The sequence below is a fragment of the Cupriavidus sp. FW305-F7 genome, from assembly GCF_058782875.1.
Genome location: NZ_JBYSYC010000036.1, coordinates 1 through 13,901, shown reverse-complemented (window position 1 = coordinate 13,901; position 13,901 = coordinate 1). Strand labels below are relative to the sequence as shown.

Annotated in this window: 11 protein-coding genes and 1 pseudogene; 10 read left to right on the top strand and 2 right to left on the bottom strand. The window is 60.8% G+C overall.

Translation table 11 applies throughout. The features are described 5' to 3' along the window. Positions 1–192: 192 nt before the first annotated feature. Both AC3WL8_RS27895 and AC3WL8_RS27890 read left to right on the top strand, forming a co-directional pair. A complete protein-coding gene (locus AC3WL8_RS27895) occupies positions 193–1,119 on the top strand; it encodes a LysR substrate-binding domain-containing protein (protein WP_492379242.1) in 927 nt (308 codons plus the stop codon). A gap of 735 nt (positions 1,120–1,854) precedes the next feature. Then, complete coding sequence (locus tag AC3WL8_RS27890) at positions 1,855–2,970, top strand: ATP-binding protein (RefSeq protein WP_492379241.1); 1,116 nt, start codon at positions 1,855–1,857, stop codon at positions 2,968–2,970. Between the two features lie 1,406 nt (positions 2,971–4,376). Here AC3WL8_RS27890 and AC3WL8_RS27885 read toward each other — a convergent pair. Next, positions 4,377–5,285: a LysR family transcriptional regulator gene (locus tag AC3WL8_RS27885; RefSeq protein ID WP_492379315.1), complete on the bottom strand. Its 909-nt coding sequence runs from the start codon at positions 5,283–5,285 to the stop codon at positions 4,377–4,379. A gap of 93 nt (positions 5,286–5,378) precedes the next feature. Here AC3WL8_RS27885 and AC3WL8_RS27880 point away from each other — a divergent pair, with 93 nt between their 5' ends. The 3 genes from AC3WL8_RS27880 to AC3WL8_RS27870 all read left to right on the top strand — a co-directional run bounded on the left by AC3WL8_RS27880 (position 5,379) and on the right by AC3WL8_RS27870 (position 7,191). Continuing rightward, entirely contained in the window at positions 5,379–5,804 is a 426-nt protein-coding gene (locus AC3WL8_RS27880) for a DoxX family protein (protein ID WP_492379240.1), read from the top strand. Positions 5,805–5,834: 30 nt separating this feature from the next. Continuing rightward, positions 5,835–6,107, top strand: a complete 273-nt coding sequence (locus tag AC3WL8_RS27875; protein WP_492379239.1) for a nuclear transport factor 2 family protein — start codon at positions 5,835–5,837, stop codon at positions 6,105–6,107. Positions 6,108–6,261: 154 nt separating this feature from the next. After that, the gene (locus AC3WL8_RS27870; protein WP_492379238.1) at positions 6,262–7,191 is read left to right on the top strand and encodes an NADP-dependent oxidoreductase; all 930 of its coding nucleotides are present in this window, start codon (positions 6,262–6,264) and stop codon (positions 7,189–7,191) included. 7 nt (positions 7,192–7,198) lie between these two features. Here the strand turns inward: AC3WL8_RS27870 and AC3WL8_RS27865 are convergent, their stop codons facing one another. Next, positions 7,199–8,092 carry an AraC family transcriptional regulator gene (locus tag AC3WL8_RS27865; RefSeq protein WP_492379314.1) on the bottom strand — a complete coding sequence of 298 codons (894 nt, stop codon included), beginning with the start codon at positions 8,090–8,092 and terminating at the stop codon, positions 7,199–7,201. A 283-nt stretch (positions 8,093–8,375) separates the two neighbouring features. Between AC3WL8_RS27865 and AC3WL8_RS27860 the strand changes: the two genes are divergently transcribed. From AC3WL8_RS27860 to ltrA, 5 genes and pseudogenes are all read left to right on the top strand, one after another. Then, positions 8,376–9,116: an SDR family oxidoreductase gene (locus AC3WL8_RS27860; protein WP_492379237.1), complete on the top strand. Its 741-nt coding sequence runs from the start codon at positions 8,376–8,378 to the stop codon at positions 9,114–9,116. Positions 9,117–9,157: 41 nt separating this feature from the next. Then, complete coding sequence (locus AC3WL8_RS27855; protein WP_492379236.1) at positions 9,158–9,919, top strand: SDR family NAD(P)-dependent oxidoreductase; 762 nt, start codon at positions 9,158–9,160, stop codon at positions 9,917–9,919. Between the two features lie 51 nt (positions 9,920–9,970). Next, positions 9,971–10,819 (top strand): SDR family oxidoreductase, encoded by an 849-nt coding sequence (locus tag AC3WL8_RS27850; protein WP_492379235.1) that lies wholly within the window; start codon positions 9,971–9,973, stop codon positions 10,817–10,819. Positions 10,820–11,178: 359 nt separating this feature from the next. Beyond that, a pseudogene (locus tag AC3WL8_RS27845) lies at positions 11,179–12,058 on the top strand (transposase family protein); the annotation flags it as partial. A gap of 664 nt (positions 12,059–12,722) precedes the next feature. Then, positions 12,723–13,901, top strand: a 1,179-nt coding sequence (gene ltrA / locus AC3WL8_RS27840) for a group II intron reverse transcriptase/maturase (protein ID WP_492379234.1), incomplete at its 3' end; no start/stop codon positions are given.

The following is a 13,901-nucleotide window of genomic DNA, read 5'->3' as shown; positions in this document are numbered from 1 at the left end:
ACTTGATGAGGATGTATGATCAAACTATTCCGTATCAGAATAGTTATTAAATATGCGCCATACGCCATCAATTTCGTGAGTTTTTGTGGCGTATAAGACACTCATAGTGAAATTTGTGAAATTTATCAGGGTTTACCACGAGGCAAATTTGTCTTCCTGGAGCGGTGACCTGCGGAATTGCGGAGACGTCATATGCAATTAAAGTGGATAGAAGACCTCTTGGCGATTGAGCAAACTCGAAGCTTCTCCAGGGCTTCAGAGCTCCGATTTGTTACGCAGTCGGCCCTATCCCGTCGGGTGAAGTCACTTGAAGATTGGGTCGGCGTTGAACTGGTGGACCGTGGCACCTACCCGATCGAGCTGACACCTGCCGGCCGTCGGTTCTGTGAGCAAAGCAAGGAATCAGTTGGCGCGTTGACGGACCTGCGGTCCGAATTGCGTCTGGAGGCCCGGATGCCAGGCCGGTCTATCCAGATTACCGCTGGCCATACGCTGTCGCTGACATTCTTGCCAAAATGGCTGAAGCAGTTTCACCAGCAAACAGGCGACTTCAACGCGCGGGTCGTGGCGGCCAACGTTCATGATGCGGTCGTGGCGCTCGCAGAGGGCAGTTGCGACTTGATGATCGGCTACCACCATCCGCTAGCGCCAATCCAGCTCGACCGGGACAAGTTTGTGAGCCTCACACTGGGCCATGAGGACTTCATTCCCGTATCCGCACCCGATGATCGAGGGGGACCGCTATTTCCGCTGCCTGGCTCGCCAGATGCTCCGCTTCCATATCTCGCGTACACGGCCACGACCTTTATGGGCCGTGTGGTGGATATGATTTTGAGCAGTGCCGGCGCTCCATACCATCTGCGTAGTTGCTACGAGGCGGACATGGCGATGTTGTTGATGAAGATGGTAGTCGAGCGATATGGAATCGCGTGGCTACCAGTAAGCGCGGTTGCTGAGGAGATGAACGCGGGGCGTCTGGTTCCAGCGGGCGACGACGACTGGACGGCCCAGTTGGAGATCAGGTGTTACCGTGCGATTTCCAACGCCAACTCAACACTGCAGGACCTATGGCAGTCACTAGACGACACTGCTCCGGATGCGTTAATCGGAAATGAGTAATCTATGGCTGGCGCGAATCTACATAGTTCTATCGCTTTAGCGAGTTGCTGGAGCCGCTCCAGGATTGAGGTCAGGCTGCCTTCGCTCAGCAAAGTTAATCCTTCAGGACTTGGTCTCTGAGCATCGAGACAAACTTAAGCAGTATCTGATCCGGGCCCCCGCGACGCCAAACTGCGCCGACGGGGTCGAAGGGACTAACGTCGGCAATGGGTAGTCGCCCGCCGATTTCGAAGTCCAGTGACCGTTCGTGGAGCGGATGAGACGTTCTGAACGTCTGGTTGGAGGTATGGGCGGATGACGCTTCCTGGCCGGCAAGCGCCGTCCGCTAGCGAAGCGCAGCCGGCGGTGACAATGGCGCGTATGCGGCTTCTGCCAGGGAACGCTTAGTCCGGTGCAGGCCGGTTGGCAGAAAGCAGGAGGTCAGTCCGCCATGGCCTACCGATACCATCGGCTCGCTTAATTGAGGGCGAACATAAGGTCCGATAACAGGGCCTTAGCCTCGGTCTTCCGAAGACAGGTGTCTATCGCGCCACAATCTCTCTAGATTTAGTCGCGAGCTACACACGATGGGTATACCCACCCCACCTGGGCGCACCTACACTGGCGCCATCAGCCAGCAGTGCAAGAGAGTCCGCGCGCGCACGTTATCCCTTTACGCGATGCTGAGGGGCTTGTATCATAACTTCTCAATAATTTTGAGAACTCTCGTAACTCATGAGAACTCATGAGAAAGCATTGCCTGATCCCTGGCACTTTGGCCGCCCTGAGCTGGCGAACGCGTATCTGCATGCTTTTGACTTGAAACTATCCGCAGCCCGCGGACTGTTCGCTCGCCGTCGCATGGGCAAGACCGAGTTTCTGCGCCGTGATCTGATGCCGTCCGCCGTTGAGCATGGTTACCTCACAGCGTACACAAACCTTTGGGATAACCGTACCTCGCCTGAAACTGCCCTTGTGGCTGCGCTTAGCGACGCACTCGAACCCAAGGGAGCTGCCGCAATGTTGTCCAGACTTCGCACACCGGTCAAAAAGATGAAAGCCAGCGCGAAGATTCCGGGTGGGTTCGAAGGCTCATTGGAAGCCGAACTGGAAAAAGCTGGCCTGGACAGGACTGCGGCGCTGCACGAAGTACTAAAGCAGCTTGACCGCACCAAAAAACCACTGCTCCTCGTTATTGATGAAGCCCAGGTTCTGGCTGGTGCGGACCACAGCGATTTTGCTCACGCCCTGCGCGCGGCGCTCGATATCCGGAAGGACCGCGTCAAAGTTATTTTCGCCGGCAGTTCCGAGACGACCCTTCGCGCCATGTTTGCGAGAGCTTCGGAGCCGTTCTTCAACTGGGCCCCTCTCGAGCCGTTTCCCTTGCTTGGCGACGAGTTCGTTGCCTTCACAGTTAAGCTCCTGAACACCATGGCGCGCCAGAAGCTAACGCTGGGGCAGGGTATGCGCGCGTTCGACGAACTGCATCGTACCCCGGAGTTCTTCAAGCGGTTTATCGAAAGGTACATGCTTTATCAACCGCAGGGAGACGTCGCAGCGCTTGCCTACACAAAGGCTTCAGTGTTCTCAGACGAACACTCGCTCGCTCACTGGCGCAAGCTTAAGCCTGCCGACCGAGCGATTCTATATCTGCTGGCACGCGGTGAGTCTGACTTGCACTCCAGCGCCACACTGGAAAAGCTCGGTACCATGCTTGGCAAGCCCGCCACCAGGAACACCACGGCCCATGCACTGCGCCGTTTGCTGGCCGATAACGTCGTGACCCGTCTTGCCATGGGCGACTACCGAATCGAAGACGAGGCGTTTGCCGAGTGGATTCGTAAGCGTCAGGAGCCTGCGGCGGAGACCTGATTCCGGTGAGCTTCGTACGAAGGGCGCAGGCCTAGAGGGCTGAGGCTTAGACGCGTACTTTTGCACGTAACGCCCGTAGAGCGAAATTTTGCTGGTTGCTGGGGTGTTGTTTGATTGGGAGAGAAGGGCAGGGTGCGCGCCGCCGGCACCTCAGTCGGCCGTCGACGCGCAAGCGTTCGACTCGGTAGAAAAGTCGAAATGCGCAGCGGCATGCACGGCATTGCACGCCCAGACTTCTTCCCCGTCCTTGTTGAAAGTGACCCATTTTCCGTCGCTGACGCAGTGGGCGCCAGGGAAGACTTCGGCGTGGCCGTCGGACCGTCCAGCGGAAAGGGCGTGTGCGGCGTGGCCCAGTAATGGCCGCGAGGTAGGGGCGCAATCGTCTTTGGCATCTCCTCAGGCCCGGTGTGGTGTCACAGGCGGCGGCCGCGCCTCGCTATGGCGAAATGGAGGCGCTGTCAATCCTGCAACGGCGTAGCATCACGCCGCGACATCCTGGTGTAGTCTCGCCATCAAATTACTCCTGCTATCTGGCAATTTCCATGGCGCGACACCTTCAATTCTTGGCCCGGGCCTTCTGCGTCGGCGCCATCATTGTGGTCGTCGCCATTGCCTCCCGGCGAGTATATCTGCGCAGCGCCGCAGAGGCGGACGTAGCCGATGCGGATGAGGAACCCGCGACAATAATGTTGATTCGCTGCGAGACGATGCACGATTGTCTGCAGAATGAACACAGTTTGGCTGTAGAGGCTGACACGCGGCCGCGTGCGCGTTGTCGGGAATCCTGAGTTCGGCGAACCTCGATACTGCCGGCCGTTCACTCTCTGCTGGTGTGGCGCCGGCGGCCGTTTGCTTCCGGAAGGGACGCAGGATTTTGGGCTAGCATCATTCCCACCTGGTTACTTTCCGCTAGCGTCCCTACAGGCAATGCCAGCAGATTCCCTGCGCCCGTCCAGACGCCACCACGTGCCGGTGGTTGGGCGAAGACCTAGACCAAGCGAAAAAGAAAAGCCCGCTGCAAGGGCGGGCACGAATCTCTTAAGGAGAAAGGGAGGAGACGGACGTAGTATAAACCCTTACGAAAACTCTTGCAGACCCTGCTTGTGGTGGCGTCGAGGCGGTCTGCATCCATTTTTCTCCGAGACGAAGCGACCGCGTTGAGACGTGTCACCAGAAGCCCGGTTCCAAGGTGACCGGACTGGGAAACCTGATCCACCGCCCGGTTTGGCATGCGACAGAGGCTGATGAGCGGTACTCAATCCATAATTTCACGTTCACGGAATTATCTCGTCACGTGGCATCGCCGCCTCCGATAGGCTTTTCGCGACCCGTATCGGCCAGTCGTGTCGGCCCTGTATCCGACCAAAACTGGATGGGAAGGAGACACCTAGGAGTAATCGAGGCAGTCAGCGTTCGCTCGTGCCACGCGCGCCCTTAAGCCGTTTGAGAAACCATCGACCCGCAGGGCCGGGCGGTGTGTCTTGCCGATAATCCGCAAACATGGCAATCGGCGGCGTATGCGGTTGAAAAACCTCGATCCGCAAGGGAACAAGGGTGCGGGCATCCAGGTCGGCCTGGACCATTGCCACCTGCATATGACCCCATCCGAAGCCGGCACGCAAAAACGCATGCTTGGCGCCCAGATCGGCAAGCCGCCAGATCTGCGGAGAGAAGACGCCGAACGTCGTACCTTCGGTTAGCGTCGTGCGGTCGGTGAGCGCCAATTGCACATGGTCCTTCAAATCGCGTGGCCGGATGAGTCCCTTGTGGGACACCAATGGGTGTGACGGGGCAGCGACCGTGATCATGGGTACATCCAACAGCTTCTCCGCCTCCAGAACCTCCGGAACCGCCGGCATCGAGCCGCTCATTCCGAGCCGGCAAGCCAGCCCAAGTACAGGTTGCATGACGGCACCAAGTGCCTCGACGTAGAGCCGCTGAGGTGTGTGGGGAAATTCCTTTCGGAATGCGCCGACGGCATCGGTCAACGAGGCCATTGGATACATGACGTCCACGACGACCGACAGCTCGGGCTCCAATCCGTCGGCAATCGCTCGCGCTCTCGATTTGAATGCGTCCATGCCGCTCACCACTAGGCGAGCCTGCGCCAGCAGCGCAGTGCCTTCCTCGGTCAGCCGGGGGTAGCGGCCGTTGCGATCGAAGAGCTGAACGCCGATCTGCCCCTCCAGATTGGCCAGCGTATGGCTGACGACCGACTGCGCTCGCCTGAGTTTGCGGCCCGCAGCGGAAAAGCTGCCTTCGTCGGCGGCGGCGATAAATGTGCGGAGCTGGTCCAACGAGACGGCGTCGAGAATGTATCTAACAGATAGATGGATGTCATCTAGAAATATAGGCTTCATGGATAGGTGTCAAGTCTCTAATCTTCGGACATCCACTCTTTGAAAAGGATGACGAACATGAACTCGAACCTCACCCACCCCGCAATTCCCGCCATCGGCCGCACTCTCATCGCTGCCATCTTCCTCATCAGCGGCATCGGCAAGCTGATGGCGCCTGGCGCCACGATGGCGTACATCGGGTCGCTGGGCCTGCCCGCACCTGCGCTCGGCTTGCTGGGCGCACTGGTACTGGAACTGGCTGGCGCCGTGCTACTGGTGGTCGGCTATCGGACTCGCCTGGTTGCGCTGCTGTTGGCGGCCTACGCCGTGGTGACCGCGCTGATCTTCCACCATGCGCTGGCGGACCAGAACCAGATGTTCCATTTCCTGAAGAACGTCGCCATGGCCGGAGGCCTGCTGCAGGTCGTGGCGTTCGGCGCCGGCGCGTTCAGCCTGGACAACCGTCGCGCGCCGGCCGAGCGGGTCATTGCCTGACGCCTGACACCAAAAATGGGAAAACGCATCATGACCATCGCAACAGAGCTTTTGCAGCGACACCTCCAGTGGCTGGTTGACGACAACCAGCATTGGCAGGAATTGATTGATGACGACATCGTGTGGGATCTGCCCTATGCAACGAGCCTTGGCCATCCGTTGCAGCTTGACGGCCGGGAGTCCGTGCTACGGCATGTGAGCTGGTTCGTGGGCGCGGTCAAGAATTTCCGCTTCTCCGTGCGGTGGTCACCGCCACCGACGACCCCCAACATGCCATCGCGCGCGTGCGGGCCGAAGGGCTGATTTCTGCAACTGGGCGGACCTACCGGCAAGAGTACGTCGTATTCCTGACCGCGCGTGACGGACGGATCGCCCATTTGCGGGAGTATTTCGATCCGGTACAGGCCGCGCTTGCCCTTGACGCCCCGATTGTGGGCGTCCCTTCGAGGAGCATCTGATGAAAGCCATACGTGTTGCTGCCTATGGCAGCCCGGACGCCATGACCCTGGCCGAACTGGATGATCCCGTTCCCGGCGATGACGAGGTCCTGATCGATGTCGCCGCTGCCGGGGTGAATCCGATCGACTGGAAAATCGTCAGTGGCGCCATGAAGGCGTTCATCCCGCTTCCCTTGCCTTTCACGCCCGGCGTGGATGCCGCCGGCACCGTTGTCGCCGTAGGGCGCAACGTCACCACGCTGGCACCGGGGGATGAGGTCATGGGATTCATCGGCATCGTCGGCGCCTATGCCACCCGGATTGTGGTGGATGCCAACCGCCTGGCGCGCAAGCCAGGGCGGCTGAGCTTCGCCGAGGCGGCCGCGCTGCCCGCAGCGACGCTGACGGCCTGGCAGGCGCTGCACGAACACGGTGCGTTGCAGTCGGGTCAAAAGGTCCTAATCCATGCCGCGGCGGGCAGCGTGGGGAGTGCGGCAGTGCAACTGGCGAAACTGGCCGGCGCGCACGTCATCGGCACCGCTTCGGCTGGCAATCGGGAGTACGTGCAAAGCCTCGGTGCGGCGGAGTTCATCGACTACCGCGCGCAGGATTTTGCGGAGCAAGTCTCCCAAGTCGACCTGGTGCTCGACCTCATCGGCGGCAAAACACAGGCGAGATCGTGGTCGGTGCTGAAGCGCGGCGGCATTCTGGTCTCCACCGTCAGCAAGCCGGATGCCGAGCGTGCCGGCAACCAGGCACAGGCAACCGGCAGACATTTCGCGACCCGCGCCGATGGGCCGCTGCTTGCCGCGCTGGGCGTGCTCCATGCCTCTGGCGAGCTGCGCACACACGTCGATTCGGTCTTTTCCCTTCCAGAGGCAAGCAAAGCCCTTGCAAGGAGCATGGGCGGCCACGTACGGGGGAAGGTGGTTCTGGACGTGGCCGCTTAGCGAGCGCCTAGGTACCGAAGCGGACCGCCGGCGAGAGCGTGAACGATTCGCGCATGTCGCGCACTTCCTCGACCGGCGTCCGGCCAAACAGACGCTTGAACTCCCGGCTGAACTGGGACGCGCTTTCGTAGCCGACGCGTCCCGCTGCCGCCGCCGCGGTCACGCCGTCGCGGATCATCATGAGGCGCGCCTGATGAAGGCGGGTGGACTTGATGTACTGAATCGGCGATGTCTGCGTCACGGTGCGAAAGTTGGCGTGAAACGCCGGCACGCTCATGCCCGCTTCCTCGGCAAGACGCGCGACGTTGAGCGGCGTTGCATATTCGGTGTGAATGCGCTTGAGTGCCCGCGCCACGCGTCCGAAGCGGCCGTGATGCGCCAGTGCGGCGCGCATCGCCGCGCCCTGCTCGCCTGTGAGCACGCGATAGCAGATCTCGCGCACGATCGCCGGACCCAGTACCTGCGCATCGAGCGGCACCGTCAATGCTTCCAGCAACCGTATCGTCGCGCCCGCTAGGTCGCCGTCCAGCGGTGTGGAGACGATGCCGGCGGGCGGCGCTTCGGAATGCTGCCCGGCCGCACCGATCTGCGTGATCAGGTCGCTCAGTTCGATCAGGTCCAGCCGGATCGATACCGCAAGCATCGGCTCCTCTGGCGAGGCCTGCGTTTCCGTCGAGAACGGTAGGGGGACGGACAGCACGAGGTAATGCTGCGCGTCGTAGACATAGACCTCGTTGCCCAGAAATCCGAGCTTGCGCCCCTGGCAAACAATCACGATGCTCGGCTCGTACAGCACCGGCGTGCGCCCGAGCGGGCGATCCGAACGCATCAGCCGCACGCTGTCGAGTGCCGACTGCGTGTAACCCTCGTTGGGCGCCAGTCTTTCCAGCAGCCGGACCATCCGGACGGAAGCGGAATTGCGGTTGATCGACACCGCACTCTCCTGTAGTCGCGATAGACGACATTGTAGCCATCCCCCGCCGCACGCGCCACCCCGATCAATAGGAATAGGCAATAACGGCATCGCTCCGTGTATTCGCCTCCGGGGTCGTCTTCCCTACCATTCATTCACCGGCCGACGAACACGTACCGCTTCATTTCAGGCCGAAACCGGCACGGCATGTTCTGCGGGCAATCAGCGGACAGACGCGGCCAAATCCCAACCGACAATAGGAGTATGCAAGATGGCAATCCCATCTACCGAATCGAAGGTCATCCTGATCACCGGCGCCAGCAGCGGCATTGGCGAGGGCGCCGCCCGTTTGCTCGCTGCGCAGGGCCATCGGCTTGTGATCGGCGCGCGGCGCACCGACAGGCTCGTCGAACTGACGGAATCGCTGCAGGCAGCCGGCGGCATCGTGCGCTATCGCGAACTCGACGTCACTTCGGCCGATGACGTCGCGGCCTTTGCACGCTTTGCGCTCGATGCCTTCGGCCGTATCGACGTGCTCATCAACAATGCGGGCGTGATGCCGCTGTCGCCGCTGAACGCGCTGAAGGTCACCGAGTGGAACCGCATGATCGACGTGAACATCCGTGGCGTCCTGCACGGCATCGCCGCCGTCCTGCCGACCATGGAGCAGCAAGGCCAGGGCCAGATCATCAATATCTCCTCGATCGGCGGCCTGTCCGTATCGCCGACTGCAGCCGTCTACTGCGCCACCAAGTATGCGGTGCGCGCCATTTCCGACGGGCTGCGCCAGGAGACCGACAAGATCCGCGTGACGGTGATCTGCCCGGGCGTGGTGGAGTCCGAACTGGCCGATTCGATTTCCGACGGCACCGCACGCTCGGCAATGCAGGAATTCCGCCGCATTGCCATCACGCCCGACGCCATCGCCCGCGCCATCGCCTACGCCGTGGAGCAGCCGGCCGATGTCGACGTCAGCGAAATCGTCGTACGGCCCACCGCCAGCCCGTTCTGAACGCCGGGCACCTGTCACGCAACCCGATCCAGGAAACCATCATGACATCACGCAATCGAGAAGCCGGCGCCTTCGCAGGCAAGGTCGCCATCGTTACCGGCGCGGCCAGCGGCATTGGCCTGGCCACTACGGAACTGCTGCATGCCGAGGGCGCAAATGTGATCGCCGTTGGACGCAGCGCCAACGTCGAAGCCCTGGCCCGCCCCGGCATCGTCCCCCTCGTCGCAGACGTGGCACGCGAGGAAAGCGCCGTGCAAGCCGTGGCGACTGCGATCGACCGGTTCGGCAAGGTCGACATTCTCGTCAACAACGCCGCGATCATCATCAACAAGCCCGTCGTGGACATGTCGCTCGAAGACTGGAACAGCATCCAGGCCGTCAACGCCACGGGTGCGTTCCTGTTCTCGCGAGAAGCCATGCGCGCGATGGAGCCGGCAAAGACTGGCGCCATAGTCAATGTGGGTTCATACGCCTGCTATCAGGCATTCCCGCTGATTGCGGCCTACGCGGCCTCAAAGGGCGCGCTGGCGCAGTTGACACGCGCGTTGTCGCTCGAAGCCATCGAACATGGCATCCGCGTCAATGCGGTGGGCTCCGGTGACGTCATCACCAATATCACCAACCACATCCACGCCGACGGTCAGGCGTTCCTGGCCGAGCATGGCAAGAAGGCGCCGATCCGCCGCGCGGCCCAGCCGAACGAAATCGCCGAGGTGATTGCCTTCCTGGCATCGGAAAAGGCCAGTTTCATCGTCGGTGCCGTCGTGATGGCCGATGGCGGCATGAGCGTCGCGCTGCCCTGAAGACAAGAATCTATCCAAAGCCCAACTTACAGTAACTCAAGGATGTTCAACATGAAATCAGTATCCCGTACCTGGTTTATCACTGGCGCGTCGAAAGGCGTTGGCCAGAAGCTCGTCACCCATCTGCTTGAGCAAGGCCACCGGGTGGCTGCAACCTCGCGCACCGCAGCATCGCTGACGGAGTTGTTCGGCCAGGCGTCCGATCGATTTCTTCCGCTGGAGGTAGATCTAACCAACGATCGAAGCGTCCGGGAGGCAATCGAGAAGACCGCGCAATGCTTCGGCGCTATCGACGTGGTCGTGAACAATGCTGGCTACGCTCAGCAAGGCACTGTCGAGGCATTGTCGGATGACGAGCTTCGCCGGAATTTCGAGGTCAACTTCTTCGCGCCGATGGCCGTCCTGCGGCATGCGCTGCCGCATCTTCGCCGCCAGCGCAGCGGGCACATCATCAATATCTCGTCCATCGTTGGCTACCACGGCGGATATGCGGGTTGGGGCAGCTACGTCTCAAGCAAGTTCGCGCTGTCGGGTCTGACGGAATCCCTCGCGGTGGAAGTCGCCGAACTGGGTATTCGCGCGACGGTGGTGTATCCCGGCCCGGTGCGCACCGACTTCCTGTCGAGCGGTGCGCTGGCAGTGGCGAAGCGGCAGATCGACGATTACTCGGAGGCCAAGGCTTCGCTTGACTTGCATCTCGACACCCTGCACGGCCACCAAGCTGGCGATCCTGACAAGCTCGCACTCCTGATCATTCAGGCTGCCAGCGTTGAATCGGCGCCGCTGCATCTGTTCGCAGGTAAAATCGCCAACGAACTCGCGGCGGCGAAGGCGAGCGCTGTCGCAAAGGATCTCGACGCTTGGAGGGGCTCGTCCGAAGCCACCGATTTCGCAGATTAATTGAAGTGTGCAAATGTCCCGGCTTTGCCGGGACATCTTTTTGAGACCCGGCAATGCAACGCGCGTGCATGATAGGTCGCAATACCTTCTCTGAGCCAGCACTTAACGCCGGTCTCGCTCTGCCAGCTATCACCTATATGCGACATTCAATCGGTGCGCCGCCATGTCTCAAACTGGCCGGCTACTGCCGTTGCGCTCCCGCCAGACTCGCAAACAAGGGGGGGCCGCTGCGCGCGTGGTCAGGATGCTCGTGACGCTGGCGTCCCCCCGCGGCAGAGTAGATGTCGCCCCAATAGAATTTGAACCCTTGGGGGCGATAAGGGATAGAAGTGGCTCGCTAGGACGGAGCGGTAGCACGGTTGTTACCGCCGGAGAGTGCGGCCGTGGAAGCGGTTTCAAGGGAATTGGGTGTGGCAGTGGCCACGCTGGAGCGCTGGCGTGCGGACGCTATGTCCATGCCCGCTCGCGAGAGGGATGAACAGCGGCGGCCAGGTTTGAGGCGGTGCTGGCGACGGCTGCGATGGACGAGGCCAGCAAGAACGCCTGGTGCCGTGAGAACAGTGTGTATCCGCAGGAGTTGGAGCAGTGGCGCACTGCCGCCACGCAGGCACTGGCTGAGCCCGAGGATGCGCGCGCCACCCATCGTGAGACAAAGGCCGATCGGCGCCGCATCAAGGAACTCGAGCGCGAGCTGCGCCGCAAGGAGAAGGCCCTGGCCGAAGCCGCCGCCTTGTTGATACTCTCAAAGAAGCTAGAGGGGATCTTCCCGAAGGACAAGGACGAGGACGCATGATCGGCCTGGAAGATCGCCACACGATGGTCCGCCATATCGAAACCGCTCACGCAGGCGGCGCTCGCCTGCGCCAGGCGTGCGAGGTCGCTGGCATAACCGTGCGCACTCTGCAATGCTGGAAGGCCCACGATGGCTTGGTGGTCGGAGACCGCCGCCCCGGGGCAGAGCGTCCCACGCCCGCGCATGCGCTGACCATCGAGGAGCGCGAACGCATTCTGGCGGTTGCCAATGAGCCGCGCTTCGCGGACATGCCGCCGGCGCGCATCGTGCCCATGCTGGCCGATTAGGGTGTCTACCTGGCCAGCGAATCGAGCTTTGGTCGGGTGCTGCGCGCCCATGGGCAGACCCGGCATCGAGGACGCGCCAAGGCACCGCGCCAAAGCCGCCCACCCACCACGCACGTGGCCACGGGGCCGCGCCAACTGTGGTGCTGGGACATGACCTACCGTACGCCCAGCCAGCGTAGCCCGCCCGTTTGGGGGTGACGCTGCTTGAGCATGTTTGGAATGCAGAACCCGGTGGAATTGATATTGCAGTACCGGGGCATGCCCTTCTTCTGCTGCGAGGGGAAGTGAGCCGAAGCGGCGGTGACCTGCTGACACTGGCAGGGTGACGTAGTCCGTGGGAAATGGGGCTTGCGGCGAAGCGGTTACGCCAAGATGAGTCACTAGGCTGAGCATGGGACGGTTGAGGAACACGAACCTGTTGAAACGCATCTGAGGGTTGAAATGTCACCCTTGCCCACACCGCTTTATGGGCAGGACGCGGGCTGTTACCGGGCACATATATGGCCCGGGGGCACGAGTACTGACCGGATAGGTATGCCGGACAGATGGAACCACGGGGAGCGCGCAGCTAGATCGTGGTGCTCGCGACGACTTGCGGCAAGCAAGGATAAAGACTGCGACAGGCAACCTCGCCCATGCGCTGAGTCCAGCATGTGAACTGGGGAAGGTTTGCACAGATGCCAAGGGAGTGTGCCCCCGATGATGTGCAGACTGGCGGAGCCTCCATAGTAGTCCGAGGTCGGGAAAGCCGGCCACATGGCGAAGGGAGGCAGTTGAAGTGGTTTGTTTGGTTGACTAGCTGACCCTAGTGAGGTGAAGACCTTTGATAATCAGTGAAACGCAAAGCAAACTGGCGACATGGTCGACGGAGAACAAAGAGCGCAAGTTCGATCGACTCCTGAGACTGATTGCCAATAGGGATTGGCTGAGCGAAGCGGCTCGCATTACACTGGCCTCCAGTGGAGCCCGCACACCGGGTGTAGACGGTGTCGACAAGGGCATGATGGAAGCGAATCTCCAGCATGAACTGGCGACGATACGCGACGAACTGCTGGCGGGCTCATATAGTCCGCTGCCTGCGCGACGCGTGTACATACCGAAAGCAAACGGAAAGCTCAGACCTCTCGGCATACCGAGCCTGCGGGATCGGATCGTGCAAAGGGCAATGTTGATGGCGATGGAGCCGATATGGGAGAGCGATTTCCACCCGGCTTCATATGGCTTCAGGCCTGCCCGTAGCGTACACCACGCGATCCGCGCGGTGAAGCTCCAGCTACAAGACAGCGGTGAACAGAGTACTTCGGGACGTTGGGTTATCGAGGGCGACCTCGCAAGCTACTTTGATACGGTTCATCATCGGCTGCTCATGAAGGGGATTCGCAAGCGGATTGCCGATCAGCGCTTTCTTGCCCTGCTCTGGAAGTTCATCAAGGCGGGTTGTGTTGATCGCGAACTGTTTCGTGCTGCAAGCGAAGGCGTTCCTCAGGGCGGTGTCATCTCGCCTCTCTTATCCAACATCATGCTGCATGAATTCGATGCGTGGATGGAACGGAACTACCTGAACAAGAAAGTGCGGAAGGATCGGTGGGCGTGGAACTTCGCAATCCTCAAACAGCGACCCATTGCTGTTCGAGAAAGCCGGCAGTGGAAGCCAGCAGTGTCCTACTGTCGGTACGCGGATGACTTTGTGATCGTGGTCAAGGGAACCCGTGAACATGCTGAGGCAGTACGCGAAGCATGCCGTGGGTTCCTTGAAGGCGAGCTGAAGCTCACGCTGAATATGGAGAAAACCCATATCACGCATGTGAACGACGGCTTTGTCTTCCTCGGTCACCGGATCATTCGCAAGCGTGGGCCACGCGGCCGCATGCGGCCTGTGACGACCATACCGTGGGAGAAGTATCGAGGCTTTGCCGGGAGGCTCATAAAGCAATTGTCGGGCAACTACGGCATGAACCGGATGGACCTGATGGAAAGCCTGAATCGGCAGATCGCTGGCTGG

What these genes read in the sequence shown, in the direction of transcription:
- AC3WL8_RS27855 (WP_492379236.1), top strand. Translation starts at nt 9,158, where the DNA reads ATGACATCACGCAATCGAGAAGCCGGCGCCTTCGCAGGCAAGGTCGCC.
- AC3WL8_RS27875 (WP_492379239.1), top strand. Translation starts at nt 5,835, where the DNA reads ATGACCATCGCAACAGAGCTTTTGCAGCGACACCTCCAGTGGCTGGTT.
- AC3WL8_RS27850 (WP_492379235.1), top strand. Translation starts at nt 9,971, where the DNA reads ATGAAATCAGTATCCCGTACCTGGTTTATCACTGGCGCGTCGAAAGGC.
- AC3WL8_RS27870 (WP_492379238.1), top strand. Translation starts at nt 6,262, where the DNA reads ATGAAAGCCATACGTGTTGCTGCCTATGGCAGCCCGGACGCCATGACC.
- AC3WL8_RS27880 (WP_492379240.1), top strand. Translation starts at nt 5,379, where the DNA reads ATGACGAACATGAACTCGAACCTCACCCACCCCGCAATTCCCGCCATC.
- AC3WL8_RS27895 (WP_492379242.1), top strand. Translation starts at nt 193, where the DNA reads ATGCAATTAAAGTGGATAGAAGACCTCTTGGCGATTGAGCAAACTCGA.
- AC3WL8_RS27860 (WP_492379237.1), top strand. Translation starts at nt 8,376, where the DNA reads ATGGCAATCCCATCTACCGAATCGAAGGTCATCCTGATCACCGGCGCC.
- AC3WL8_RS27865 (WP_492379314.1), bottom strand. Translation starts at nt 8,092, where the DNA reads ATGGTCCGGCTGCTGGAAAGACTGGCGCCCAACGAGGGTTACACGCAG.